The sequence below is a fragment of the Sphingopyxis sp. QXT-31 genome (genome assembly GCF_001984035.1).
In the GTDB taxonomy this organism is placed as follows: domain Bacteria; phylum Pseudomonadota; class Alphaproteobacteria; order Sphingomonadales; family Sphingomonadaceae; genus Sphingopyxis.
Genome location: NZ_CP019449.1, coordinates 2552430 through 2577122 on the forward strand (window position 1 = coordinate 2552430; position 24693 = coordinate 2577122).

Sequence of the window (24693 nt, forward strand, 5' to 3'; positions counted from 1 at the left end):
TGGGGAGAGGGACCATGCGAAACATGGTGGAGGGGCGGTGACCTTGAGCAGGCGCTTACGGCATCGACCTCTCCACCACCCTGCGGGTGGTCCCCCTCCCCACGGCTACGCCGCAGAGAGGATTAGAAGGGCCGCCCCCAAACTCACTCATAGCTCTCCTCACCCCGCAAATCCCCTTGCCCGCGGCATGCCGATGCTTACATATCGGCGAAAGAATATTTCCCCCCGCGCATGAGGATCGCCTTGCCATGTCCCGTAAAGCCCTGTCGGCGCCGCTCGCGCTGGTCGCCCTGTTCATGACCCCCGCCGCCGCGCAGGCCGCGGGCGATGCCGCGAGCGCGACCACGCCCGATGCGCTGGCCTATCCCGCGACCGAGCGCGGTACCACGGTCGATCCGCAGTTCGGCGTCGACGTCGCCGACCCCTATCGCTGGCTTGAAGACGATGTCCGCGTCAATCCGAAGGTCGCAGCGTGGGTGGCCGACCAGAACAAGGTTACCGACGCCTATCTCGACACGCTGCCCGGCCGCGACGCGTTCAAGAGCCGCATGACCGAGCTCTACAATTACGAACGGTTCGGCCTCCCCCGCAAGGCGGGCACCCGCTATTTCTACACCCGCAACGACGGGCTCCAGCCGCAGTCGGTGCTCTATGTCCGCGAGGGGCTGAAGGGCGAAGGCCGCGTGCTGATCGACCCGAATGGCTGGGCCAAGGACGGCGCCACCGCGCTCGCGGAATGGACCCCGTCGGAAGACGGCAGGCACCTTCTCTATTCGGTGCAGGACGGCGGCACCGACTGGCGCATCGTGCGCGTCATGGACGTCGCGACGGGCAAGGATTTGTCGGACGAAGTGCGCTGGGTCAAATTCTCGGCGCTCGACTGGGCGAAGGACGGCAGCGGCTTCTATTATTCGCGCTTCCCGCAGCCCGCCGAGGGTGCGGCCTTCCAGTCGCTGAACGAGAATCACACCGTCTATTTCCACAAGCTCGGCACGCCGCAGAGCGACGACGTCCTGATCCACGCCACCCCCGACAAGCCCAAGCTCAACAACAGCGCGGTCGTCAGCGACGATGGCAAATATCTGATCGTCGTCGGCTCCGAAGGCACCGACGAGCGCTATGGCCTCACCCTCTATCCGATCGGCCCCAAGGGCGCGGGCAAGCCGGTGACGCTGGTGGGCGACTTCGCGAACAATTGGGAATATGTGACCAACGCGGGTACCCGCTTCACCTTCCTCACCAACAAGGACGCGCCGCGCCAGCGGCTGGTGTCGATGGACATCAAGAAGCCCGAAGCGCTGACCCAGCTCGTCGGCGAGCAGGAGGCGACGCTGGTCGGCGCGTCGCGCGTCGGCAATCGCATCATCCTGTCCTATTTGGGCGACGCCAAGTCGGAAGCGCGCATGGTCGCGCTCGACGGCAAGCCGGTGGCGAACATCAAGCTTGCCGATATCGGCTCGGCCTCGGGCTTCGGCGGCAAGTCGGCCGATCCCGAAACCTTCTACAGCTTCTCCAGCTACGCCCGCCCGACGACGATCTACCGGCTCGACACCGCGACCGGAAAGAGCGAGATTTTCGCCGAGCCGAAGCTGACCTTCGATCCGCAGGACTTCGCCGTCGAGCAGCGCTTCTACACCTCGAAGGATGGCACCAGAGTGCCGATGTTCCTGGTGATGAAAAAGGGCCTCGACCGCAGCAAGGGCTCGCCGACATTGCTTTACGGCTATGGCGGATTCAACGTCTCGATGACCCCCGGCTTCTCGCCCACCCGCCTCGCCTGGGTCGACAAGGGCGGCGTGCTCGCGATCGCGAACCTGCGCGGCGGCGGCGAATATGGCAAGGCGTGGCACGATGCCGGCCGCCTCGACAAGAAGCAGAATGTCTTCGACGATTTCATCGGCGCGGGCGAATATCTGATCGCGCAAGGGATCACCGGCAAGGGCCAACTCGCGATCGAGGGCGGCTCGAACGGCGGACTGCTCGTCGGCGCGGTGACCAACCAGCGCCCCGACCTGATCGCCGCGGCGCTGCCCGCGGTCGGCGTGATGGACATGCTGCGTTTCGACCGCTTCACCGCCGGCCGCTACTGGGTCGACGATTATGGCTATCCGTCGAAGGAAGGCGATTTCCGCAACCTGCTCGGCTATTCGCCCTATCATAATATCAAGGACGGCGTTTCCTATCCGGCGGTGCTGGTGACGACCGCCGACACCGACGACCGCGTCGTGCCCGGGCACAGCTTCAAATATACCGCCGCGCTCCAGCATGCGCAGGCCGGCGACAAGCCGCACCTGATCCGCATCGAAACGCGCGCCGGGCACGGGTCGGGCAAGCCGACCGACAAGATCATCGCCGAAGCCGCCGACAAATATGCCTTTGCGGCCAAATGGACCGGCCTCAGCGTCGAATAGGCCGCCGGCTCGCGATCGCCGCCGTCGTCCTCTGCGGACTGGCGGCGGCGGTCTGGGCCATCCTGCCCAACGGCAAGCTCGCGCGCATCGAGCGCCATGCCCGATGCTATGACCCGGCGGCGCTGCCGCAGGTCGAGACGCTCGCGGATGGGCGCAAGGCGATGCGGCTGCGCGTCCTGCTGTGGAATGTCGAGGGCCTGCCCTGGCCGATCCGCAGCGGGCGCGCGCCGAAGCTCGCCGCGATCGCCGGCTGGATCGCCAAGCGGCGCAAGGCGGGGCTCGGCCCCGACATATTGATCCTGCACAAGGCGTTCACCCCCGAAGCCTCGCGCATCGCCACCGCAGCCGGCTACGCCAATATCCTTCCCGGCCCCGCCGTCGACCGCCCGCGGCATATGCCCGTGCCGATCCCGCTGGCGGGCCATGCCGAGGCCGGCCGCTGGTGGAAAGGCGAAGGGATCGGCAAATGGCTCGACAGCGGCCTCTATGTCGCGACCGACCTGCCCTTGCCCAAGGCAATCGGCGATCCGCCCCTGCCCGCTTATGCGAGCGACGCCTTCTATGCGGGCAGCTGCGCGGGCTATGACTGCCTGTCGAACAAGGGCGGCATGATCGTCCATGCCGCGCTGCCCGGCGCGCCCGAACCGCTCGCGATCTTCAACACGCACCGCAATTCGCGCGAGCCGTCGGGCGTGAGCATCGCGCGCGCCGAAGCCGCGCATGTCATGCAGACGCTCGAAAACGACGCGCTGCTGCATGGCTTCGGCGGCAATGGCGCGATGATTGCCGCGGGCGATTTCAACAACTACCGCGCCGGCGACAAGACGGGCCGTTTCGCCACCGACCCCGCCTTCCGCCTCGCCGCCAAGGGCGCCGGCTTCGCCGCCCGCGCCGCGCCGATGACCGACGCCAAGGCGTGGACCGACGCCTACGACCTGCTCGGCTTCCGCAGCTCGAGCGCGATGCGGGTCGAGCCCCTCGCGGTCGCGACGCTCTTCGACGGCAAAAATGGCCCTGTTCTTTCGGACCATGCCGCCCAATATGTTATCTTCCGGCTGAGCTGGCGCGCCGACGCCCCCGCCGCGCCGGTCTTGATGCCGACCTGCACGCTCTGATTTCGAAAGAAACCCATGTCCTTTGCCTTTGCCCCGACCGCCACCACGACCGCCGACCTTTGGACCGAGACCGCCGCCGCCGCCGAAGCGCTCGTCGCGGGCGAGCCCGACGGCATCGCCAATATGGCCAATGTCGCGGCGCTGATCTGGCAGGCGATTCCCGATCTCAACTGGGCGGGCTTCTACCGCTTCGACGGCAGCGAACTCGTGCTCGGCCCCTTTCAGGGCAAGGCCGCGTGCATCCGCATCCCGCTGGACAAGGGCGTCTGCGGTGCCGCGGCGCGCACCCGCGAGACCCAGCGCGTCGAGGATGTCCACGCCTTTCCCGGCCATATCGCCTGCGACGCGGACAGCCGTAGCGAGCTGGTCGTGCCGATCGTCGCGGCGGGGCGCCTGATCGGCGTGCTCGACCTCGACAGCCCATTGCCGTCGCGCTTCACGGCCGACGACCAGATCGGCGCCGAGGCGCTGGTCGCGCGGATCGCAGGGGCGCTCGCGGGCTAAACCTCCCCCTTGATGGGGGAGGCAGCGAGACTTGGCAGCTTGCTGCCTAGTCGCAGCGGTGGGGGTGCGGTCTAGGCCCGACACGAACGGCGCCATGACGCACCATCACCCTCATCCAACTCCGCCTAGGCCGCTTCGCGGCCAAGGCTGCATATCCTTCTCCCATCAAGGGAGAAGGATGATCGGCCATTCCCGGCCTCTAAATCTGCCCCAAATCGAGACAATCCAGTCAAGGTAAACGGATTCGCCGTCAAGCTGTGCATTTGCTAAACACTTTGTTAACCAATGGCCCTCGCCGCCCCCGGCGACGCCCACGGAAACAGGGAGTTACGCCATGCGACGCACCGCACTTCTTCTGGGAATCGCCGCCGGATCGCTGCTGCTGGCCGGCCAGGCGCACGGCGGCGACAAGAAAGGCCGCCTCGATTACGGCGCGCCGACCGCGTCGGACACGCGCGTCTATACGGGCTATCCCGACCGCGTGCCGAGCGAGGTCGACTATCGCCAGGTGAACGGCACCTACGACGCCGAGGGGCGCTGGACGGGCACCTGGAACGGCACCTACGAGGCGCCCGACGGCCGGCGCTACGACGGCGAATATGAAGGCACGGTCGAAGGCGCGGGCACCAGCTATGCCCCGCCGCCGCCGGCCTATGATCCCTATTATGACGGCGACGACGGTTATCGCGGCGGATACGACGCGAACTACGACGCCGACATGGAGCGCCGCTGTGGCCGGGGGGGCACAGTTGGCGGGGCGGTTGTCGGCGGACTGGTGGGGGGCATCGCCGGCAACCGCATCGCCGGCAAGGGCAACCGCACCGAAGGCACGATCATCGGCGGCGCGCTGGGCGCGGTCGCGGGCGGCGCGATCGGCAGCGCGGCGGACAAGAAGCGCTGCGACGATTGGTGGGCCAGCCGCGGCGGCCATTACCAGCAGGGCGGCAGCTATTACCGGCAGGAAAGCTATTCGCACGGCGGCGGCTATCCGCCCCCGCCGGCATATTACGGCAATGGTTCGACCACCGTCTATCAGCAGGGCGGTTACGGCCATTACGGCTATGGCGCCCCCTATGGCTATTACACCCCGGGCGTCGTGGTCACGACGGTGATCACCACCGGCGCGCCCGTGGTGACCGAGACGATCGAGACCTCGACCCGCACCTATTATGAAAATGTGCCGGTGAAGAAGAAGCGCTACGTGGCCAAGAAGAAGTGGAAGCCCCGGCCCAAGCCGCGCTGCGTCTGCTGAGCCACGGACCAGCCAGACCAGAGGGCCCGCCTCGCAGCAGCGACGGCGGGCCTTTTGCTGCAGGTCATCGGCTCGCCGCGCGCGCGCAACGGTTCAGCGGCGCGAAAGCATCGCGTCCCTATTGGCAAAGCATGGCGGCCGGGGCGTTCCCGTGCCCGCAGCTTGGGGACCATTCTCTATGCGCCGTTTCACTACTTTTGCCGCTGCCACCGCGGTCCTGATGACCAGCTTCGCCGCGACCCCGGCCGAGGCGCGCAAGCGCTACGGCGGCTGGCACCACCGCGACCGCGACCATATCAGCACCGGCGAAGTGCTCGGCGGGCTGTTCGTGATCGGCGCGATCGCGGCGATCGCCAGCGCGGCGAGCAAGGACAAGCAGGAGCGCCGCGAACAGCGCTACGACCCGCCGTACCAGAACGACGACTATCGCGAAGTCCCGCGCTACGAGCCGCAGGTCGATGACGACGCCGCAGCGCCCGCTGGCGCCTATGGCGGCGGGGAGGCCGAAGCGCGCGCCGCCGATGCGTGCAGCTGGGCGGTCGAGGGCGAGATGGGCGACGACGCGCGCGTCGACAGCGTCACCGGCACCGAGCCCAACAACGGCGGCTGGTACGTCACCGGCACCGCCTCGCGCCTCGGCGGCGAGACGCGGAGCTTCGGCTGCAGCTACCGCGGCGGCCGTGTGGTGGATGTGACGTTCAACAGCTGACAATCCAGATCCTCCCCATCGCGAAGCGTTGGGGAGGGGGACCGCTCGCGAAGCGAGTGGTGGAGGGGTTTCGACCTCAGCGCCATTACCCCTCCGTCAGCGCTTCGCGCTGCCACCTCCCCATCGCTACGCGTGGGGAGGATCTTTTTTTGTCTGAACCCCCGCTAAACCAAGTCTGAACCGCAGATAAGCAGGGGGTTCAGACCTGCGACACCCCCCTCCTTCTATACCCGGATCAACAGGCGGCGAATCGCCCCCTGCGTTGAAGGAGACCGAACCCATGGCTATGACCAAGATGACCAAGGCCGCAGTTGGTGCGGCCACCGCCGGCGCATTGATGCTCGGCAGCACCCCCGCAATGGCCCGCGACCGCGACGGCGACGGGATCAGCGCGGGCGAAGTGATCGCCGGCGCCGTCGTCCTCGGCGGCCTCGCCGCGATCCTGTCGAGCAGCTACAACGACCGTTACGACTCGCGCTACGACGGCCGCTATCGCGACGATTATCGCGGCCGCTACGACAACGACCCGCGCTACGGCTATGGGTACGACTATGGCCGCTACGGCAACAGCCGCAGCGCGGTGAACCAGTGCGTCAATGCCGTCGAACGCGGCAGCCGTCGCTACGGCAACACCGACGTCACCCAGGTGACGAGCATCGACCGCAAGCGCGACGGTTACAAGATCAAGGGCCAGGTCGTCGTGCGCGACGGCTACGGCGGCCGCTGGGGCCGCGGCGGTTATTACGACCGCGGTCGCTTCAGCTGCGACATCCGCTACGGCCGCGTGCAGGACATCAAATTCTCGGGCCTGCGCTAAACACCGGAAAGCCCCTCCCCTCATCGGGAGGGGCTTTTCTTTGTCGGCGGCGCGCCGCATGAAGCGGCATGATCAAACAGAGCCTGCTCGCCGCATTGCTGCTCACCGCAGCCGTCCCCGCCCTCGCCAAGGACGACGCCCCTGCCGCCGACCCCGCGCGGCTGAAGGCCGACGTCGAGAAGCTCGTCTCCTTCGGCACGCGCCATACCTTGTCGTCGGCGACCGACCCGAGGCGCGGCATCGGGGCCGCGCGCAATTGGGGTGCCGCGGAATTCGCGCGCATTTCCAAGGCCTGCGGCGGCTGTCTCACCGTCAGCCGCATCGCCGACCGCTTCGAAGGACCGCGCGCGCCTGCGGGCGTGATCGTCGAAAATGTCCTCGCGATCCAGAAGGGCACGGGCGATCCCGCGCATGTCATCATGATCGCGGGGCATATCGACAGCCGCGTCAGCGACCCGATGAACTTCACCGACGATGCGCCGGGCGCCAACGACGATGCCTCGGGCACCGCGCTGGTGATCGAGGCGGCGCGGCTGCTGTCGAAACAGAAGCATCGCGCGACGATCGTCTATGCCTTGCTCTCGGGCGAGGAACAGGGCCTCTGGGGCGGCAGGCTGCTCGCGCGCCACGCGCAGACCGAGGGCTGGGCGGTCGCGGCGCTGCTCAACAACGACATCGTCGGCGGCACCCACGGCACCGACGGCACGATCGTCGACAACCGGGTGCGCGTGTTCAGCGAGGGCATCCGCGCTTCGGAGGATTTCGCGGCGCAGCTCGCGCGGCGCGGCATCGGCGGCGAGGACGACGGCCCGTCGCGCGCGCTCGCCAAGGCGGCGATCCGTGCGGGCGAGGCCAATCCTGCGATCGGGCTGGAAGTGCTCGCGGTGCGCCGCCCCGACCGTTTCCGCCGCGGCGGCGACCATCTGCCCTCGCTCGAGCTCGGCTATCCCGCGATCCGCTTCACCGTCGGGGTCGAGGATTACGACCACCAGCACCAGGATCTGCGCAGCGAGAACGGCCGCAAATTTGGCGACACCGTCGATGAAATGGATTTTCCCTATCTCGCGCGCGTGACCGCGCTCAACGTCGCGCTCGCGCGCGAACTGGCCGCCGCGCCGCCCGCGCCCGCGAACGTCAGCATCGACGGCGCGGTGAGTTCGGACACCAAGGTGGCCTGGACGCCGGTGAAGGACGCGGCGTCCTATCGCATCCGCTGGCGCCGCGCCGACAAGAGCGACTGGACCGACGGCCGCATCGTTCCGGGCGATGCGACCGAATTTCTGCTGAAGGGCGTGCAGATCGACGACCATTTCTTCGGGGTCTCGGCGGTCGCGGCGGCCGGCGCCGAAAGCATCGTCACCTTCGGCGGTCTGCCGCCCCAAAAATAGGCCGAAAACACCGACAGCCGACACGGGCCGCTAGCCGAATATTTACCATCTGCCGCTATAGCGGGCGATGGGACCAATATCGTCGCCCGGAGTGGGAACCGGGCGGCCTGTATTGAGTCGCGCATGTCATATCCCGCAGACAATTCTGCTTCCGAACAGCGCCAGCCGCGCCAGTCACGGCTCGTCAAGGCGTCGCTCGAAAGCGACCGCCTCGGCCGTTTCGACGTCACGGTGCGCAACGTCTCGCAAACCGGTATCGGTGGCCAGGGGCCGCACCCGCTGCAGAATGGCGAGCGGCTGACCGTCCACCTGCCCGGCCATCCGCCGATGGCGGGCACGGTGCGCTGGGTCTGCGACCAGCGCTTCGGGATCGAGACCGACGGCGAAATCCACCTCGACAAATTGCGCACCGCCCACGGCGGCAGCGTCCCGTCGGCCGACCAGAGCGTCGAATTCCGCATCGTCCCCCCGCCCAAGATCGTCGCGCGCCGCCCCGGCCTGTCGCTCGGCGCGGCGTCGCCGATCGACCCGCGCAAGAGCGACTGGCGGATGCGCTGAGGTGGGGCTGGTTTCAGGCGGTTGCGGTCAAGGCCGCCCTACAAACCCGCTCGTGTCGAGCGAAGTCTAGACACGCGAATGCTGGCGCTTCCCCAGCGTGTCTCGACTTCGCTCGACACGAACGGAAATAGAGGAATGGTCTGGAATCCACCCCACAGCGGACTCCAGGAGATAAAACGGAAAACCGGCGCGGATCGCTCCGCGCCGGGTCCCCCGTGTGTAACTTGATGTGAAAAGCGCGCCGGGCGTCAGGCGACGCGGCGCACTTCATTGCCTTCTTCGTCGATGTCGCGCAGCACATAGCCGCGGCCCCAGACGGTCTCGATGTAATTTTCGCCGCCGCACGCGAGCGCGAGTTTCTTGCGCAGCTTGCAGATGAAGACGTCGATGATCTTGAGTTCGGGTTCGTCCATGCCGCCATAAAGATGGTTCAGGAACATTTCCTTGGTCAGCGTCGTCCCCTTGCGGAGCGAAAGCAGCTCGAGCATCTGATATTCCTTGCCGGTCAGATGCACGCGGGTCGAATCGACCTCGACCGTCTTGGTGTCGAGATTGACCGCCAGCTTGCCCGTCTTGATCACGCTCTGGCTGTGGCCCTTCGAGCGGCGGACGACCGCATGGATGCGGGCGACCAGCTCGTCGCGGTGGAAGGGCTTGGTGACATAGTCGTCGGCGCCGAAGCCGAACGAGCGCACCTTCGAATCCATTTCGGAAATGCCCGACAGGATCAGCACCGGCGTCTGCACCTTGGCCGTGCGCAGCTTCTTCAGCACGTCGTAACCGTGCATGTCGGGCAGGTTCAGGTCGAGCAGGATGATGTCGTAATCATAGAGCTTGCCGAGATCCAAGCCCTCTTCCCCCAGATCGGTGGTGTAGACGTTGAAGCCTTCGGTCGTGAGCATCGTGTCGATCGCCTTGGCGGTCGTCGGCTCGTCCTCGATCAGCAATACGCGCATTGGGCACCCCTTGATTGTTTCCCACGATGACCCCGCGACCCGTCCGCTTGATCACCTGCGTGATGCGCCGACGGGACCCCTGTTGCGGGACTGCCGGAACATTAACCATGAAAGCAATGAAGGGAAAAGGTTAATTTTGATTTAACCCGCAGGAATCCGCGAGTCGCGGGGATTCCATCCCACAGTCTTAACCGTCTAGACGCCCGCCCCAAGCGCCAGATGCTGCGCGTGCGCGCCGTTGCACGAGCGCTTGAGCGTGTCGACCAGATGGTCCGACAGCGCCTTCACCCGCGCCGGGCGCAGCCGCGATGGTGGCGAAAGAAGGTGAAGATAGGGTTGCGGCAGCGACCAGTCGGTGAGGATGCGGACGACCTCGCCCTTCACCAGCGCTTCTTCGGATATGAAGTCGGGCAGCACCGCGATCCCGCCGCCCGCGATCAGCAGCGGGATCATGACGTCGCCATTGTTGGTGAACAAAGGCCCGGTCGGGATCACCGTCGCCTCCTCGCCGTCGCGGTGGAAGCGCAGCGGCATCGCGCGTTCGCGGTGGCCGTAGCCGATCAGCCGATGGCGGCCGAGGTCGAGCGGGTGGCGCGGGGTGCCGTGCTTCTCCAGATAAGCGGGGCTCGCGATCACCGAACCCGCGACCGGCGCGATGGTGCGGGCGAGCAGGCTCGAATCCTCCATGCTCGCGATACGCAGCGCAAGATCGATGCCCTCGGCGATGACGTCGTGGCGCGCGTCGCTCAGCATCACCTCGATCTCGACCGCGGGGTGCATCTCGAGAAAAGAGGCGAGCGGGTGGCCGAGCACCTTGATCCCGAAGCTCATCGGCGCGGCGAGGCGAATCGGGCCGGCGAGATCGACGCGGTCGCCGCGTGCTGCTTCGGTGGCCGCTGTCGCCGCGGCGACCATCGCATGCGCCTCGCCGAGCAGACCGGCCCCCGCAGTCGACACGGTAACCGTGCGCGAGCTGCGGTGGAGCAAAGTGATACCCAGCGACGCCTCGAGCCGCGTCACCGCCTTCGACACGCTCGCCTTCGACAGGCCGAGGCTCGCCGCCGCGGCGGTGAAGCTGCCGCTGTCGGCGACGGCGGCGAAACAGGCCCAGCCTTCATAATCGGGAAGCGCCATATACACTCCAAATGGAAACGATCAATTTCCATCTACGCTATTTTAGAAACGATCTCCATCGCTATCTTGCCTTCAACAGCTTCACTCCCGCCCCGGCGATGTGGTGAAGATCGACAAGACAGAAAGGACGACGCGATGATCGACATCCGCAAATTCGACAGCCTCGGCCACGCCAATCACGGCTGGCTCGACGCCCGCCACCATTTCTCCTTCGCCAGCTACCATGACCCGAAGCGCATGGGCTGGGGCGCGCTGCGCGTGTGGAACGACGATGCCATCGCGGCGCAGGCGGGCTTCCCCCCGCACCCGCACCGCGACATGGAAATCATCACCTATGTCCGCACCGGCGCGATCACCCACCGCGATTCGATGGGCAACAGCGGCCGCACCGCGGCGGGCGACGTCCAAGTGATGAGCGCAGGCACCGGCGTGACGCACAGCGAGTTCAACCTCGAGGACGAGGAAACGACGCTGTTCCAGATCTGGATCATGCCCGACCGCGACGGCGGCAATCCGGGCTGGGGGGCGCGCCAATTTCCCCAGGCCGACCGCTCGGGCCAGTTCGTGACGCTGGCGAGCGGGATCGAAGGCGACGACGCCTTGCCGATCCGCGCCGACGCCCGTGTGGCGGCGGCGACGGTGAACGCCGGCGAAAAGGTCGCCTATGATCTCGGCGCCGGGCGCCACGTCTATCTGGTCGCCGCCAAGGGCCGTATCCGCGTCAATGGCGAGGACGCCGACCCGCGCGACGGCATCGCGATCCGCGATGTCGGCACGATCGAGGTCGAGGCGGTCGACGACGCCGAACTGGTGCTGGTCGATAGCCTGTAACGAAGCCCCCCGGGGCCGCCGCCCCTTCTCCTCCCTGACGGCGGCGGCCCACCCTCGTGCCGCGAGTTCATCCCCCATCCCCCGGTAAGGCGAACTCGCGGCACCCCCTTCCCTTTTTTCATTCCAGTCAAAGGAGCAATCTCATGTCCCATATTCTTCGCATCGACGCCTCGGCCCGCAACGCCGGTTCGACCACCCGCCAGCTGACCGACCAGCTCGTCGCCCGCCTCGTCGAACAGGGCTATGGCGCCGCGGTCACGAGCCGTGACCTCGCGCTCACCCCGCCCGCGCTGCTGACCGAAGCCTGGGTCGGCGCCAATTTCACCGACGATGCCGAGCGCAGCGACGACCAGCGCGCCGCGCTTGCCGCCTCGGACGAGCTGATCGCCGAGCTCGAAGCCGCCGACACGATCGTCATCGGCGTGCCCGTCTATAATTTCGCGATCCCCGCCGCGCTCAAGGCCTGGGTCGACCTGATCGCCCGCGCCCGCCGCACCTCCCGCTACACCGAGACCGGTCCCGAAGGCCTGCTCAAGGGCAAGAAGGCCTATCTGGTCGTCGCCTCGGGCGGCGTGCCGGTGGGCAGCGACTATGATTTCGCCACCGGCTATCTGCGCCACGTCCTCGGCTTCGTCGGCATCACCGACGTCGCGATCATCGCCGCCGACCAGCAGATGATCGACGGCGAAGCGATCGCCAAGGCCACCGCGTCGATCGACGCGCTGCAGCAGGCCGCCTGATCCGATGCGCCGTCTGCCGAGCCTTTTCGTTTCGCACGGCTCGCCGATGATGGCGCTCGAGCCCAGCCCGGCGCGGGACTTCCTCGCTGGGCTGGGTGCCCGTCTCCCGCGCCCGCGCGCAATCCTGATGGTGTCGGCGCATCATGATGCGGCGTATCAGGGTGGCCGCGCGACGGTCACCGCCTCGCCCGCGCCGCCGACGATCCACGACTTCGGCGGCTTTCCCGACGAGCTCTTCGCGATGCGCTATCCCGCTCCCGGCGATCCGGCGTTGGCCGCGCAGATCGTCGCGCTGCTCGGGGTGCACGGCCTGACGGTCACAGCCGACCCCAAACGCGGCCTCGACCATGGCGCATGGGTGCCGCTGTCGCTCATCTACCCGCAGGCCGACATCCCCGTCGTCCAGCTCTCGATCGCGTCGAACGCCGCGCCCGAATGGCATTATGCCCTCGGCCAGGCGCTCGCCCCGCTGCGTGACGAAGGCGTGCTGATCGTGGGATCGGGCAGCATCACGCACAATCTCCGCGCGCTCTTTTCCTCGCGTCTGCCGATCGACGCCCCCGCCCCGGCGTGGGTCACCGACTTCACCGACTGGGTCGCCGGGCGCATGGCGGCGGGCGCCGTCGACGACGTCTTGCACGCGGTCGAACGCGCACCGCACGGCGCGGACAATCATCCGACGCCAGATCATATCCTGCCGCTGTTCGTCGCCATGGGCGCGGGCGGCTCCCCCTTCGCCGCCGAACGCCTCCACGCCAGCACGACCTATGGCCTGCTCGCGATGGACGTTTACGCCTTCGGCGCCGAATGATTTCACGCGAAGACGCGAAGGCGCGAAGATGTTGGCCTTTGCCGCGAAGCGGCGCTCCATCCCGTCGCTTCGGTAACCTGCAACGTCGCTGAATATGGGGCCTTTCGGCCCAAGCCATCTTCTTCGCGTCTTCGCGTCTTCGCGTGAACCAAAATAGAACGGCGCCATTGGCGCAAAGCTCCGCATCGCCTATAGGCCGCCGATGTTGCTCACCGACCATATCCTGTTCCTCGACGGCGAAGCGATCGTCGTCGACAAGCCAGCGGGCCTGCCCGTCGATGCGCCGCGCGACGGCGGCATCAGCCTGATCAACCATCTCGACACGCTGAAATTCGGCTTCAAGCGCTGGCCGCTCGCGGTCCACCGGCTCGACCGCGACACGTCGGGATGCCTGTTGCTCGCGCGCAACCCCAAGGCGCATGGCCGCTTCACCCAGGCGTTCGAGGCGCGCGCGGTCGAGAAGGCCTATCTGGCGATCGTCGATGGCGTGGTCGCGGACGACCGCGGGACGATCGACCTGCCGCTGGCCAAAGTGTCGACCGCCGAGGACGGCTGGCGCATGGTCGGCGATGCGAAAGGTAAGCCGTCGATCTCGCATTGGGAAAAGCTGGCCGAGGCGGGCGGGCGCAGCCTGCTGCGCTTTCGCCCCGAAACGGGGCGCACGCATCAACTGCGCGTCCATGCGCTCGAAGGGCTCGGTTTCCCTATCGTCGGCGATCCCGTTTACGGCACGGGCGGCAAGCGCGACCGCACGATGCTCCACGCCGAACGCCTGGTTGTCCAGCGCGGCGCGAAACCGCCCATCGTCGCCGAAGCCCCCTTCCCCGACCGCTTCGTCGCGCTGAGTTTCGCGGCGCCGGAGGGTGCGGAGCCGACGCGTGGCTGAGATTCCCGAGAGCGCGCTTTCGGAGAAGTTCCTCGCCGGAACCGGGCCCGGCGGGCAGAATGTCAACAAGGTCGCGACCGCGTGCCAGCTGCGCGTCGACGTCTTCGCGCTGGGGCTCGACCCCGAAGCCTATAAGCGGCTCAAGCTCCTCGCGGGCAGCAAGATGACGACCGACGGCGAGCTGATCATCCTCGCGCGCCAGTATCGCACGCAGGAAGCGAACCGCGCCGACGCCCGCGCGCGGCTGAGCGCCCTCATCGACCAGGCGATGATCCGCCCCGAAAAGCGCATCAAGACCAAGCCGAGCAAGGCCGCCAAGGCGCGGCGCGTCGACGGCAAGAAGGCGCGCAGCGCGGTGAAGGCGGGGCGCGGCCGCGTTCGCTCATCAGAGTAAACCCCAAATTTACCTTGGCGCGGTAATCCCGCCCCCACGTTCAGCATGGGGCATCCGCGATGACCGATATCGTCCGTTCGATCCTGATGGGGCTCGGCTGTCTCAGCATTCTCGGCCTCGTCGGCTGCGGCATCATGGGCGCGGGGGTGATCGTCGCGGCCGACCGCGCCGCCGATCGCGCCTATGAACAATCGGAGGGCGGCGGCAGCCGCGACGCCAAAAAATCGCCCTGGGACAAATAAGCGTCCCGCCGCGGGACGAATAACCCCCTCCTTAAAGAAATTTACGACGTCCGTTTACGCTGCGGAAAGCATCGGCGCCTAGGGTGACCGCTCCACTTTCTATGGGACGCAGCGGACCGTGACGTACCAGCCCAATTTCACCATCAAGGATGGCGGCAATGCCCGCCGCGACTCCCGCACCCAGGTCGGCGGGATGGCGCGGATGCGCGAGGCGGGGTGCAACCCCTTCGACGTCGAGCTGTTCGACCTGTCGGCGACGGGCTTTCGCGTCGTCACCTTCGCACGGCTGCGCATCGGCATGCACGTGTGGGTGAACCTGCCCGGCCTGCAGGCGATCGAGGCGGTGGTGCGCCGCAACGAGGGCATCGGTTTCGGCTGCGAATTCGTCTCGCCGCTCCACCCGTCGGTCGCGCAGCATATGCAGGCGACGCTGAGCCGCCTGAAAGGCTGACGCTCAGCCCTCGGGCTTTTCCGACTTCTTCAGGATATGCTTCCACTCGGCGGGCGTGACGCGCCCGACCGACAGCCGCGACTGGCGAATGAGGTCCATGTCGGCGAGCTTGGGGTCGGCCTTGATCGCCGCGAGCGTCACCGGATGTTTCAGCGCGCGCACCGGCGCGACGCGCACGATAACCCACGGCGATCCTTCGTCGGCGGTCGGATCGGGCGAATGTTCCTCGACGATCTCCATGATCCCGACGCATTCCTTGCCGATATTGCTGTGGTAAAACAGCGCCTCGTCACCGACCTTCATCGCCATCATGTTGAGCTTGGCGGTGTGGTTGCGCACCCCGTCCCACATGCCCTTGCCGTCCTTGACCAGCGTTTCCCACGCATAGGCGTCGGGTTCGGATTTCATCAGCCAATATTGTTTTGCCATGGCCGCGGGTCTAGCCGAGCCGCACGCGCGACGGAACCGCCTTTTTCCCTTTAACGCGCGCGCCGCAGCGCCTAAATCGCATCGCATGACGCGCGCCACCGGCGCCGCCCCCAGACAGATGGAAAACAAGATGACCGCCGCCGTACCCGTGATTTCCATGGCGCTTCCCGCCGACCGCTTCGCGCAAGAATTTGGTGCGTCCTTCGAGCGCTTCGGCTTCGCGATGATCACCGATCATGGCATCGACCCCGAGCTGATCGACGAAGCGTGGGACAAGGCCAAGGCCTTCTTCGCGCTCCCCGAGGAAACCAAGCGCGCCTATCATATCCCCGGCGGCGGCGGCGCGCGCGGCTACACGCCTTTCGGGACCGAGATCGCCAAGGGCGCGAAGGAGGTCGACCTCAAGGAATTCTGGCACGTCGGCCGCGACCTGCCCGCGGGTCATCGTCTGGCCGCGCAGCAGCCGAACAATGTCTGGCCCGCCGAGGTCGCGGGCTTCCGCACCGCCTACGACAAGCTCTTCGCCGAATTCGACCGCGTCGGCGGGCGGCTCCTCTCGGGCATCGCGCGCTACCTCAAGCTCGACCCCGATTTCTTCGACGAAACGGTGAAGGACGGCAACAGCGTGATGCGCCTGCTTCACTACCCGCCGGTCGAGGCCCCCGCAAAGGGCATCCGCGCCGAGGCGCATGAGGATATCAACACGATCACCTTGCTGCTGGGCGCCGAGGAAGCCGGGCTCGAAATCCTCGACAAGGACGGCAGCTGGCTCCCCGTGTCGCCGCCGCCTGGCGCGATGGCGGTCAATGTCGGCGACATGCTCCAGCGGCTGACCAACAACCGCCTGCCCTCGACCACCCACCGCGTGCGCAACCCCGACGAAGGCCGCGCCAGCGTCGCGCGCTACTCGATGCCCTTCTTCCTCCACTTCCGCTCGGACTATCCGATCGAGACGCTGGAAAATTGCATCGATGCGGCGCACCCGAACCTCTATCCGACGCCGATCACGGCGGATGAGTATCTGCAGCAACGGCTGCGGGAGATCGGGCTGAAGAAGTAGGGCCTATCGCCGCTTTGGCGTGCGAGCGAACCGGTTTCGTCCGCGCCAGAGTTCGAGCAGCTTCGCGCCATCGCTGCCGCGATAGGGCAGCAAATTCCCGAGCGAAGAGATGAAGGCGACGACCATCAGCATCGGGGCTAGTGCTTCCAGATCCTTGAATGGCGCCCATTTTCTGCGGGCCCGCTCTTCTGCGATGTTGCGCGCATGCTCTTCGTTCGAAGGCAGATTGCTACGCATTGTTGTCGGAATCGACGGTGCATCGTCATAAGCGACGACTGCGATAGGCGCTCGTATCGACGGATCAGGCGCCGCCAGCCACATCGACATCGAGAGCGCCAGAAGCGCAAGCAATGCGTCGGCAAGCGGTCCGGCTGCGGTGACGATGCCATATTGCCGCCTTGTCCAATCCGCCTCGGGCGGCAGGAAATGGACATAGCCGGCGAGGTCGCCTCCCGGTGGAAGCGGTTTCAAGGAAAAACCACGGTCCGCCGGGGCATAGGCCAGGCCGAACACAGAAATTTCGATAACGGTACCGCGCTGCAGCCAGACGGCCAGCGCGTGCCCCAATTCGTGGATCAGCGTAACGACGAGGGAGAGGCCGAAGAAGGCGACGAGTATGCCAGCGCCCCACGACGGCGGCGCATATTCGTGGAGCCCGCCGAGCAACATCAGCGCAAGGATGGTCCGCACGATCGACACACCGAGTTCGCGCACCCTTACTGCTCCGCCCAAAAATCGAACACCGCCTGCTGCTGCTCCCTGATAAACCGCGCCGCCGCCGCGCCTTCCCACGGGCCGTCGTAACCCAGCAGCAGCGCCGTGCCGCCGACCCACCAGCCCTGCCCCGGCAAGCGGTCGCTTTCGCGCACCACCAGCACCGCGAGGTCGGGTTCGCCGTCCAGCGCGGCGAGCCGGTCGACCTCTTCGAGCGTCTTGCACACCGCGCGCATCTTGGGACGGGTGAAGCGGAAGCCGAGATCGCCGAGCAGCTCGGAGTAGCTGACGCTGCGCCCTTCGCGCGCCGCTTCGGTCAGAATCGCGCGGATGCGCGGGGCGTCGCCGAGCGCGCCGGCGTCGGCCGGGACCGGCGCCGCGCCTTCGAGGCCAGGGTCAAGCGCCACGCTTTTTGGGCGGCCACGGAATGAAGCCCGAGGTACGCGCGATATAATCGTCATAGCCCGGGCGCGTGTGCTTCATGCCGCGTTCGAGCAGCGCCTTGCCCGACCATCTGGTGAGCGTGAAGGTCAGGAACAAAGGCCCGATGACGCTTGCCGCCGCAACCCAGAAGGCGGCGTCGGCGGCGACGAGGAAGATGCCCCACCAGGTCAGCGCGTCGCCGAAATAATTGGGATGGCGCGTGTAGCGCCACAGCCCGGTGTCGAGGATCTTGCCATGATTGTCAGGGTTGCCGCGGAAGCGGTGCAGCTGCCAGTCGCCGATCGTCTCGAACGCGATGCCGGTCAGCGCCGCGCCGACGCCGATCCACCCCAGCAGGCCGATCGCCGATGCCGGCGCCGCGGCGCTCGCCCAAATGCCGATCTGCGCGGGCAGGCTGGTGATGAAAAGGAGCGGCGCCTGCGTCAGGAAGACGCTGACCAGTGCGGTCATTTCCCAGCCCCAATGGCGCTTCTTCATGATGCTCGCGATGATCTTCTGATAGCGCGGATCCTCGCCCGTCGCGCGCCAGCGCAGCAGCAGGTGGATCGACAGCCGCAGCCCCCACAGGGTGGTGAGCCCGAGCAGCAGATGCGCGCGGAGCCCTTCGCCGCCGACCTGCACCGCGGTGCCCCACGCCAGCAGCACCATGCCGAAGGCCCAGAAGGCGTCGATGAAGGACACGTCGCGGATCGCGAGCGCGATCAGCCAGAGCAGCCCGATGACCAGGATCAGCCCGAAAAAATTGGTCGCCAGCACGATCGCCACACCCGTCATCGCCACGCTCCTTGACCGATCCCTCTACCACCTTCCCCCTTGATGGGGGAAGGATACGAAGCCTTGCGCCTTCGGCGCTAGGCGAAGTTGGATGGGGGTGATGCTGCGTCCTCGCGACGTCGCTCCCGACCGAAACCGCACCCCCACCGCTGCGACTAGGCAGCAAGCTGCCAAGTCTCGCTGCCTCCCCCATCGAGGGGGAGGAACCTCAACCCCTAATCCACGCCCACAATATCATCGATCGACGTCACCGCCCGCTCGGGAAATTTGGGGATACAGCTTTTGTATATTTCAAGCACCTTCAGCATGTCGGCGCGAAAATCGCCGGTCGGCCAGATGAGGGGGCCGAGGCCGCCGGTCTTTGTCCCATAGTCCATCATTCCGACCACCATCGGCACCTTCGCCGCGAGCGCGATCTGATAGAAGCCGGTGCGCCATTTCTTCGCCTTGCCGCGCGTTCCTTCGGGCGCGACGGTGAGCATGAATTCGGCGCGGCGCGCGAATTGCTCGACCATCTGTTGCACCGCGTTCGAGGCGTTGTGGCGATCGACCGGAATGCCGCCCATCTGTTTCATGAAGCCACCGATCGGCCATTTGAACAGCGACAGCTTGGCCATGAAATGCGGACGCACCTTGAGGTCGGCGGTCAGGCCGAGGAAGTTCACGAAATCCCAATTGCTGGTGTGCGGCGCGGCAATGATGATAAAGCGCCGCGGCTCGGGCACCTCGCCCTCGGCCTTCCAGCCGCGCAGCCGGTACATCGCCAGCAACAGCCGCCGCACGGCGCGCGCCACCAGTCCCGGCGGATGATCGTCATAAGCTGTCACGGTCGGTCCTCTCCCGCGGCCGGGATGCGCGAAAGGCGAGGGGCGCGCAAGAAAAACAAAGCGCCTTGCGGGGGTTGGCGCTTTCTGCTCCCTTCACCTGCAAAGGGGATCTCCATGATCAAGAAAATCTGGTTGTCGATGCTTTCCGCGCTGGCGCTTTCGGCGCCCGCCGCCGCGCAGGAGGCGCCGCGCCCCGACCAGCTCGCCTTTCGCGAGATTTTCAAGGAACTCATCGAAACCAACACGACGCTGTCGTCGGGCAGCTGCACGCTCGCGGCCGAGCGCATGGCGGCGCGGATGAAGGCGGCGGGCTTTCCCGACAGCCAACTCCATCTCTTCGCGACGCCGGAAAACCCCAAGGAGGGCGGTCTTGTCGCCATCTATCCGGGTACCTCGAAAACTGCGAAGCCGATCCTGGTGATGGCGCATATCGACGTCGTCGAGGCGAAGCGCGCCGACTGGGAGCGCGATCCCTTCACTTTGTTCGAGGAAAATGGCTATTTTTATGGCCGCGGCACGCTCGACGTGAAGTCGCAGGCCGCGGTGTGGGTCGACATGCTGATCCGCTTCCGGCAGGCGGGTTACAAGCCGAAGCGCACGATCAAGATGGCGCTGACCTGCGGCGAGGAGACCAACGGCGCGTTCAACGGCGTCGAATGGCTCGCCGCCAACAAGCGCGAGCTGATCGACGCCGAATTCGCGCTCAACGAAGGCGGCGGCGGCGACAGCGACGGCAAGGGCAAGGTCATCGGCCAGTCGGTGCAGGTCGGCGAAAAGACCTTCGCCAATTTCCGCCTCGAAACGCGCAACCCCGGCGGGCACAGCTCGGCGCCGATGCCCGACAATGCGATCTACGAACTCGCGCGCGCGCTGGGCCGGATCGAGGCGCATGAATTTCCGGTCGAGATGACCGACGTGACGCGGCGCTATTTCGCCGAGGCCGGCGCGATCCGCGGCGACGACATCGGCAAGGCGATGGTCGCGCTCGCCAAGAACCCGGCCGACACGGCGGCCGAGGCGATCGTCAACAAGGATCCCTTCCTGCACAGCAATCTGCGCACCACCTGCGTCGCGACCCTGCTCGACGGCGGCCACGCCGCCAACGCGCTGCCCCAGCGCGCGGGCGCGAACATCAATTGCCGCATCTTTCCGGGGCACAGCATCGAATCGATCAAGGACGAGCTGGCGAAGGTCATCGACGATCCCAAAGTGACGATCACCCAGCTGCCGCCAAAGCGCCCCGCCCCGCCCGCGCCGCCGCTCGACCCGAAGATCATCGGGCCGATGGAGAAGCTCGTCGCCAAATATTGGCCTGGGCTGAAGGTCTTCCCGTCGATGGCGAACGGCTATACCGACGCGACCTTCCTCGGCGCGGTGGGCATCCCGACCTATGGTATCCCGGGCATGTGGGGCGATCCCGACGGCAATGGTGTGCACGGCCTCAACGAGCGCATCGCGGTGCAATCGCTCTATGTGGGCCGCGACTATATGGTCGATCTGGTGAAGGCCTATGCCGACAAGCCCTGACACCAGCGCCCTATATTATCCGCAACTTTGCAGTGATCGTCCGCGAAGGCCGCTTTTCACTTTTGGAGCATGTGATACTTCTTGGCCAGTTCGATGACGTGGGGGTGATTCGGATGATCAAGGGAATTTTGTTCGGCGCCGCGGCGCTGGCGGCATTTATGTATAGCGGCGACGCGCAGGCGATGCAGGCCGGGCAGGAGTGCCGCGTGTCGAGCGTCGTCGAGGGCGGAAAGGCCAAAAAGACCACCTTGTGCAAGGATGCGTCGGGCCAATGGGTCGCGCGCGCGCCGGCGAACGGCGGATCGATCGACCCCAATTTCCGCGGCAAGGTCGTCTATGAAGGCCAGCTGGAAGGCGTCGAATATCCGAAAACCGGCGGCAACCGCCGGGGCGACACGCTGGGCGGGTTGATCGGCAGCGCGCTCAAGCTCGACGGCAAGCCGTATCACGGGACGATCCGTTACGAGCTGGAGTTCGACAGCAATCTGGTCAGCGGCACCTGGCAGATGAGCGACGGGCGGCGCTCGGCGAAGGGCACGGTGTCGGGCACGCGCACCGGCGATCGGTGCGAGTTGGTCAACGAGGTCAACGGCACCGTCGTCGGTATCTGCAATGCCGCTTCGCTCGATTTTGTCGGCAAGAGCGCGCCGGGCGCGTCGCCGCGGTGGGAATCGAAGACCGTCGGGAACGCGACCGAGGTCGTCGACTATGTCGTGCGCGACCGCGAACTCGCGGTCCAGCGCGCCGAGCAGGCGGCGCAGGCCGAACAGGCGCGGCTGGCGGCAATCGCCGAATGCAAGGCGCTGAAGGCCGCGCTGCCGAAGGGCGCCGAGGCGCGTTATCGCCCCCTGCTCGAAAGCGCGGTGCTCGAGGATTCGCGCTATTGGGCGGTCAACAAATATCGCGCCGGGTCGGTCGATCTGGTCGATACCGAGCTCGACAAGCCGAGCGGCAAGACCTTCCTCAAGGCCTATTTCACCTATGCCAACGGGCAGGAAAGCATGGTCGGCGCGATCATGAGCGGCAACAAGGTCGAATGCCTGCAATTCGCCGACGAAGGGCGCTGCCGCGGTGTCGGTCAGGGCAGCGGCCCGGCGCTGATGGGCGCGCTGATCCAGGGGCTGATGACCCCGCCGGGCGGCGGCGGCGGCGGCACCGGCTATGGCTCCGACGCCGATTACCAGCGCTACGAGCAGAATTGCCGGTCGGAGGGCAAGACGCCGGGCAATTGCTGACGCCGGGCGCCCCGTCCACGCAAGCGCGTCCGATCGCGAAGATCAATTTCCACTGACCCGTATCGCCCTTTGCCATGCGGCGCGGGGCTTGCTATCCGCGCCGGACAATGGCGACCAACGACGACGACCTTCCTCCTTCCGACCCCGTACCCGGCATGAGCGACACCCCCTTCGACAGCGCGCTGTCGGAGCGCTACCTCGTCTATGCGCTGTCGACGATCACCGCGCGCTCGTTGCCCGATCTGCGCGACGGGTTGAAGCCGGTGCACCGCCGCCTGCTGTGGGCGATGCGCGCGATGCGGCTCGACCCGAGCCAGGGCTACAAGAAGTCGGCGCGCGTCGTCGGCGACGTCATCGGCAAGTTCCACCCGCACGGCGACACCGCGGTCTATGACGCGATGGTCCGCCTCGCGCAGGATTTCTCGCTCCGCTACCCGCTCGTCGACGGCCAGGGCAATTTCGGCAATATCGACGGCGATAATGCCGCGGCCTATCGCTACACCGAGGCGCGGCTAACGCGCGTCGCGGTCGATCTGATGCAGGGGCTCGACGAGGGCACCGTCGATTTCAAGCCGACCTATAATGGCGAGGACGAAGAGCCCGAGATCATGCCGGGCCTCTTCCCGAACCTGCTCGCCAATGGCGCGAGCGGGATCGCGGTCGGCATGGCGACGAACATACCGCCGCACAACGCCGCCGAGGTGATCGATGCGGCGCTGGTGTTGATCGAGAACCCGCGCGCCGAACTTGCCGAATTGCTCGAGCATGTGAAGGGCCCCGATTTCCCGACCGGCGGCATCGTCGTCGACAGCCCCGAGGCGATCGCTCTGGCCTATGAGACCGGGCGCGGCGGCTTCCGCGTCCGCGCGCGCTTTTCGACCGGCAAGGCGGACGGCGCCTGGGAAGAGAGCGGCATCGAGCGGCAGGCGGGCGGCATCTGGCAGCTCGTCATCAGCGAAATTCCTTATGGCGTCGCCAAGGGCAAGCTGATCGAACAGATCGCGCAGCTGATCGCCGACAAGAAGCTGCCGATCCTGGAAGATGTGCGCGACGAGAGCGCCGAGGATCTGCGCATCGTCATCGTACCCAAGAGCCGCAACGTCGATCCCGACATTTTGAAGGAAAGCCTCTATCGGCTGACCGATCTCGAAAGCCGCTTCGCGCTCAATCTGAACGTGCTCGACGCGACGCGCACGCCGAAGGTGATGGGGCTGAAACAGCTGCTCACCGAATGGCTGCAGCACCAGATCGTCGTGCTCGTCCGCCGCGCACAGCACCGCATCGCGAAGATCGACGACCGGCTGGAACTCGTTGCGGGCTATATCATTGCGTTTCTCAACCTCGACCGGATTATCGAGATCATCCGCACCGAGGACGAGCCCAAGCCAGTGATGATCGAAGAATTCGTCCTGACCGACCGCCAGGCCGAGGCGATCCTGAACATGCGGCTGCGGTCGTTGCGCAAGCTCGAGGAAATGGAACTCAAGCGCGAGCAGGCCGACCTGACCGCCGAACGCGAGGAACTGGCGAAGCTGGTCGACAGCCCGGCGCGGCAGAAAACGCGGCTGCGCAAGGACCTCGAGAAACTGCGCGCCGTCTATGGCCTCGACACGCTGCTGGGCGCGCGGCGGACGACGATCGCCGAGGCCGCCCCGGCGCGCGACATCCCGCTCGACGCGATGATCGAGAAGGAGCCGGTGACGGTGATCCTGTCGAAGCGCGGCTGGATTCGCGCGCAGCGCGGCCATGTCGCGCCCGAACAGTGGGGCGAGTTCAAGTTCAAGGAAGGCGACGAGCTGCTGTTCGCGGTGCGCGCGCAGACCACCGACAAATTGCTGATCGCGGCGAGCGACGGGCGTTTCTACACCGTCGGCGCCGACAAATTGCCCGGCGGGCGCGGCTTCGGCGAGCCGCTACGGCTGATGGTCGATATCGATCCCGAGGCGCGCATCGTCGCGCTGCTGCCCGCGAGCGCCGACGGCCGCCTGCTGCTCGCCTCGACCAGCGGGCACGGCTTTATCGCGCAGATGGCCGAGCTGATCGCCGAGACGCGCAAGGGCCGCAACGTCGTCAATCTGAAGCCCAAGGCACAGCTGGCCGTCGTCCGCCCGGTCGGCGCCGGCGACGACAGCGTCGCGGCGATCGGCGAGAACCGCAAGCTGGTGGTCTTTCCCTTGAGCGAAGTGCCGGTGATGGCGCGCGGCCAGGGCGTCGCGCTCCAGCGTTTTCGCGACGGCGGCCTGTCCGACGCGACGACCATCGTGCTGGCCGAAGGGCTCAGCTGGAAAATGGGCGGCGAAAGCGGGCGGATGCGCAGCAATGTCGACGTTTCTCTATGGCGCGTCGCGCGCGGCGCCGCGGGCCGCAATCCCCCCGAGGGCTTTCCGAGGAGCAACCGGTTCGACTGATCGCTTTTCCACGTTGACGTAAATAGCTTTTTTACCCCCCGCCCCTACGCCCAAGAGCCATGGGGAAAGGTCGCAC

The 24693-nt window shown here is 66.5% G+C and carries 26 protein-coding genes; 19 read left to right on the forward strand and 7 right to left on the reverse strand.

Going from position 1 to position 24693, the window contains the following annotated elements:
• The first annotated feature begins 248 nt into the window (after window positions 1-248).
• From BWQ93_RS12225 to BWQ93_RS12260, 8 genes are all read left to right on the forward strand, one after another.
• Window positions 249-2411: a prolyl oligopeptidase family serine peptidase gene (locus tag BWQ93_RS12225; RefSeq protein ID WP_077030792.1), complete on the forward strand. Its 2163-nt coding sequence runs from the start codon at window positions 249-251 to the stop codon at window positions 2409-2411.
• Window positions 2387-3526, forward strand: coding sequence for a hypothetical protein (locus BWQ93_RS12230; protein ID WP_077030793.1), 1140 nt, complete (start codon window positions 2387-2389; stop codon window positions 3524-3526). Before BWQ93_RS12225 ends, BWQ93_RS12230 begins: the two co-directional genes overlap by 25 nt.
• Before the next feature lie 15 nt (window positions 3527-3541).
• A complete protein-coding gene (locus BWQ93_RS12235; protein WP_077030794.1) occupies window positions 3542-4030 on the forward strand; it encodes a GAF domain-containing protein in 489 nt (162 codons plus the stop codon).
• 334 nt (window positions 4031-4364) lie between these two features.
• Window positions 4365-5282 (forward strand): glycine zipper 2TM domain-containing protein, encoded by a 918-nt coding sequence (locus tag BWQ93_RS12240; protein ID WP_077030795.1) that lies wholly within the window; start codon window positions 4365-4367, stop codon window positions 5280-5282.
• 178 nt (window positions 5283-5460) lie between these two features.
• Window positions 5461-5991, forward strand: coding sequence for a hypothetical protein (locus BWQ93_RS12245; RefSeq protein WP_077030796.1), 531 nt, complete (start codon window positions 5461-5463; stop codon window positions 5989-5991).
• A 280-nt stretch (window positions 5992-6271) separates the two neighbouring features.
• Window positions 6272-6808, forward strand: coding sequence for a hypothetical protein (locus tag BWQ93_RS12250; protein WP_083720846.1), 537 nt, complete (start codon window positions 6272-6274; stop codon window positions 6806-6808).
• 68 nt (window positions 6809-6876) lie between these two features.
• Window positions 6877-8196, forward strand: coding sequence for a M28 family metallopeptidase (locus BWQ93_RS12255; RefSeq protein WP_156878220.1), 1320 nt, complete (start codon window positions 6877-6879; stop codon window positions 8194-8196).
• Window positions 8197-8319: 123 nt separating this feature from the next.
• Entirely contained in the window at window positions 8320-8754 is a 435-nt protein-coding gene (locus BWQ93_RS12260) for a PilZ domain-containing protein (RefSeq protein ID WP_077030798.1), read from the forward strand.
• A 248-nt stretch (window positions 8755-9002) separates the two neighbouring features.
• Here BWQ93_RS12260 and ctrA read toward each other — a convergent pair whose 3' ends face one another.
• Window positions 9003-9710, reverse strand: a complete 708-nt coding sequence (gene ctrA, locus BWQ93_RS12265) for a response regulator transcription factor CtrA (RefSeq protein WP_058806510.1) — start codon at window positions 9708-9710, stop codon at window positions 9003-9005.
• Window positions 9711-9905: 195 nt separating this feature from the next.
• Complete coding sequence (locus tag BWQ93_RS12270) at window positions 9906-10844, reverse strand: LysR family transcriptional regulator (protein ID WP_077030799.1); 939 nt, start codon at window positions 10842-10844, stop codon at window positions 9906-9908.
• A 135-nt stretch (window positions 10845-10979) separates the two neighbouring features.
• Here BWQ93_RS12270 and BWQ93_RS12275 point away from each other — a divergent pair, with 135 nt between their 5' ends.
• The 7 genes from BWQ93_RS12275 (at window position 10980) to BWQ93_RS12305 (ending at window position 15199) form a co-directional block, all read left to right on the forward strand.
• Entirely contained in the window at window positions 10980-11675 is a 696-nt protein-coding gene (locus BWQ93_RS12275) for a pirin family protein (RefSeq protein WP_077030800.1), read from the forward strand.
• 143 nt (window positions 11676-11818) lie between these two features.
• The gene (locus BWQ93_RS12280; RefSeq protein WP_077030801.1) at window positions 11819-12415 is read left to right on the forward strand and encodes an FMN-dependent NADH-azoreductase; all 597 of its coding nucleotides are present in this window, start codon (window positions 11819-11821) and stop codon (window positions 12413-12415) included.
• Between the two features lie 4 nt (window positions 12416-12419).
• A complete protein-coding gene (locus BWQ93_RS12285) occupies window positions 12420-13226 on the forward strand; it encodes a DODA-type extradiol aromatic ring-opening family dioxygenase (protein ID WP_077030802.1) in 807 nt (268 codons plus the stop codon).
• 202 nt (window positions 13227-13428) lie between these two features.
• Window positions 13429-14112, forward strand: a complete 684-nt coding sequence (locus BWQ93_RS12290; protein WP_077030803.1) for an RluA family pseudouridine synthase — start codon at window positions 13429-13431, stop codon at window positions 14110-14112.
• Window positions 14105-14506, forward strand: a complete 402-nt coding sequence (gene arfB, locus BWQ93_RS12295; protein WP_077030804.1) for an alternative ribosome rescue aminoacyl-tRNA hydrolase ArfB — start codon at window positions 14105-14107, stop codon at window positions 14504-14506. The genes BWQ93_RS12290 and arfB overlap by 8 nt, the downstream gene beginning before the upstream one ends.
• A 59-nt stretch (window positions 14507-14565) precedes the next feature.
• Window positions 14566-14748 carry a hypothetical protein gene (locus BWQ93_RS12300; protein WP_077030805.1) on the forward strand — a complete coding sequence of 61 codons (183 nt, stop codon included), beginning with the start codon at window positions 14566-14568 and terminating at the stop codon, window positions 14746-14748.
• A 118-nt stretch (window positions 14749-14866) separates the two neighbouring features.
• Window positions 14867-15199, forward strand: coding sequence for a PilZ domain-containing protein (locus BWQ93_RS12305; RefSeq protein ID WP_077030806.1), 333 nt, complete (start codon window positions 14867-14869; stop codon window positions 15197-15199).
• 3 nt (window positions 15200-15202) lie between these two features.
• On the opposite strand, the gene BWQ93_RS12310 is transcribed toward BWQ93_RS12305, so the two are convergent.
• The gene (locus tag BWQ93_RS12310) at window positions 15203-15628 is read right to left on the reverse strand and encodes an EVE domain-containing protein (RefSeq protein WP_077030807.1); all 426 of its coding nucleotides are present in this window, start codon (window positions 15626-15628) and stop codon (window positions 15203-15205) included.
• Window positions 15629-15758: 130 nt separating this feature from the next.
• Between BWQ93_RS12310 and BWQ93_RS12315 the strand changes: the two genes are divergently transcribed.
• Complete coding sequence (locus BWQ93_RS12315; protein ID WP_077032372.1) at window positions 15759-16688, forward strand: isopenicillin N synthase family dioxygenase; 930 nt, start codon at window positions 15759-15761, stop codon at window positions 16686-16688.
• Window positions 16689-16691: 3 nt separating this feature from the next.
• Here the strand turns inward: BWQ93_RS12315 and BWQ93_RS12320 are convergent, their stop codons facing one another.
• The 4 genes from BWQ93_RS12320 to BWQ93_RS12335 all read right to left on the reverse strand — a co-directional run bounded on the left by BWQ93_RS12320 (window position 16692) and on the right by BWQ93_RS12335 (window position 19447).
• The gene (locus tag BWQ93_RS12320; RefSeq protein ID WP_077030808.1) at window positions 16692-17402 is read right to left on the reverse strand and encodes a site-2 protease family protein; all 711 of its coding nucleotides are present in this window, start codon (window positions 17400-17402) and stop codon (window positions 16692-16694) included.
• A 2-nt stretch (window positions 17403-17404) separates the two neighbouring features.
• Entirely contained in the window at window positions 17405-17809 is a 405-nt protein-coding gene (locus tag BWQ93_RS12325; protein ID WP_156878221.1) for a ribose-phosphate pyrophosphokinase, read from the reverse strand.
• On the reverse strand, window positions 17799-18620 hold the full coding sequence (locus BWQ93_RS12330) for a DUF1295 domain-containing protein (protein ID WP_077030810.1): 822 nt from the start codon (window positions 18618-18620) through the stop codon (window positions 17799-17801). The genes BWQ93_RS12325 and BWQ93_RS12330 overlap by 11 nt, the downstream gene beginning before the upstream one ends.
• Before the next feature lie 215 nt (window positions 18621-18835).
• Window positions 18836-19447 (reverse strand): lysophospholipid acyltransferase family protein, encoded by a 612-nt coding sequence (locus tag BWQ93_RS12335; protein WP_083720848.1) that lies wholly within the window; start codon window positions 19445-19447, stop codon window positions 18836-18838.
• A 114-nt stretch (window positions 19448-19561) separates the two neighbouring features.
• Here BWQ93_RS12335 and BWQ93_RS12340 point away from each other — a divergent pair, with 114 nt between their 5' ends.
• The 3 genes from BWQ93_RS12340 (at window position 19562) to parC (ending at window position 24617) form a co-directional block, all read left to right on the forward strand.
• Window positions 19562-20974 carry a M20/M25/M40 family metallo-hydrolase gene (locus BWQ93_RS12340; protein ID WP_077030811.1) on the forward strand — a complete coding sequence of 471 codons (1413 nt, stop codon included), beginning with the start codon at window positions 19562-19564 and terminating at the stop codon, window positions 20972-20974.
• 113 nt (window positions 20975-21087) lie between these two features.
• Window positions 21088-22209 (forward strand): hypothetical protein, encoded by a 1122-nt coding sequence (locus BWQ93_RS12345; protein ID WP_156878222.1) that lies wholly within the window; start codon window positions 21088-21090, stop codon window positions 22207-22209.
• A gap of 107 nt (window positions 22210-22316) precedes the next feature.
• Window positions 22317-24617 carry a DNA topoisomerase IV subunit A gene (gene parC / locus BWQ93_RS12350; RefSeq protein WP_077030813.1) on the forward strand — a complete coding sequence of 767 codons (2301 nt, stop codon included), beginning with the start codon at window positions 22317-22319 and terminating at the stop codon, window positions 24615-24617.
• Window positions 24618-24693: the final 76 nt, after the last annotated feature.

Coding starts and splice junctions, on each gene's coding strand:
- BWQ93_RS12245 (WP_077030796.1), top strand. CDS start 5,461: ATGCGCCGTTTCACTACTTTTGCCGCTGCCACCGCGGTCCTGATGACC.
- BWQ93_RS12280 (WP_077030801.1), top strand. CDS start 11,819: ATGTCCCATATTCTTCGCATCGACGCCTCGGCCCGCAACGCCGGTTCG.
- BWQ93_RS12310 (WP_077030807.1), bottom strand. CDS start 15,628: ATGGCAAAACAATATTGGCTGATGAAATCCGAACCCGACGCCTATGCG.
- BWQ93_RS12275 (WP_077030800.1), top strand. CDS start 10,980: ATGATCGACATCCGCAAATTCGACAGCCTCGGCCACGCCAATCACGGC.
- BWQ93_RS12330 (WP_077030810.1), bottom strand. CDS start 18,620: ATGACGGGTGTGGCGATCGTGCTGGCGACCAATTTTTTCGGGCTGATC.
- BWQ93_RS12285 (WP_077030802.1), top strand. CDS start 12,420: ATGCGCCGTCTGCCGAGCCTTTTCGTTTCGCACGGCTCGCCGATGATG.
- BWQ93_RS12290 (WP_077030803.1), top strand. CDS start 13,429: ATGTTGCTCACCGACCATATCCTGTTCCTCGACGGCGAAGCGATCGTC.
- BWQ93_RS12260 (WP_077030798.1), top strand. CDS start 8,320: ATGTCATATCCCGCAGACAATTCTGCTTCCGAACAGCGCCAGCCGCGC.
- BWQ93_RS12340 (WP_077030811.1), top strand. CDS start 19,562: ATGATCAAGAAAATCTGGTTGTCGATGCTTTCCGCGCTGGCGCTTTCG.
- BWQ93_RS12230 (WP_077030793.1), top strand. CDS start 2,387: ATGGACCGGCCTCAGCGTCGAATAGGCCGCCGGCTCGCGATCGCCGCC.
- BWQ93_RS12240 (WP_077030795.1), top strand. CDS start 4,365: ATGCGACGCACCGCACTTCTTCTGGGAATCGCCGCCGGATCGCTGCTG.
- ctrA (WP_058806510.1), bottom strand. CDS start 9,710: ATGCGCGTATTGCTGATCGAGGACGAGCCGACGACCGCCAAGGCGATC.
- BWQ93_RS12270 (WP_077030799.1), bottom strand. CDS start 10,844: ATGGCGCTTCCCGATTATGAAGGCTGGGCCTGTTTCGCCGCCGTCGCC.
- BWQ93_RS12255 (WP_156878220.1), top strand. CDS start 6,877: ATGATCAAACAGAGCCTGCTCGCCGCATTGCTGCTCACCGCAGCCGTC.
- parC (WP_077030813.1), top strand. CDS start 22,317: ATGGCGACCAACGACGACGACCTTCCTCCTTCCGACCCCGTACCCGGC.
- BWQ93_RS12345 (WP_156878222.1), top strand. CDS start 21,088: ATGATCAAGGGAATTTTGTTCGGCGCCGCGGCGCTGGCGGCATTTATG.
- BWQ93_RS12250 (WP_083720846.1), top strand. CDS start 6,272: ATGGCTATGACCAAGATGACCAAGGCCGCAGTTGGTGCGGCCACCGCC.
- BWQ93_RS12225 (WP_077030792.1), top strand. CDS start 249: ATGTCCCGTAAAGCCCTGTCGGCGCCGCTCGCGCTGGTCGCCCTGTTC.
- BWQ93_RS12315 (WP_077032372.1), top strand. CDS start 15,759: ATGACCGCCGCCGTACCCGTGATTTCCATGGCGCTTCCCGCCGACCGC.
- BWQ93_RS12235 (WP_077030794.1), top strand. CDS start 3,542: ATGTCCTTTGCCTTTGCCCCGACCGCCACCACGACCGCCGACCTTTGG.
- BWQ93_RS12300 (WP_077030805.1), top strand. CDS start 14,566: ATGACCGATATCGTCCGTTCGATCCTGATGGGGCTCGGCTGTCTCAGC.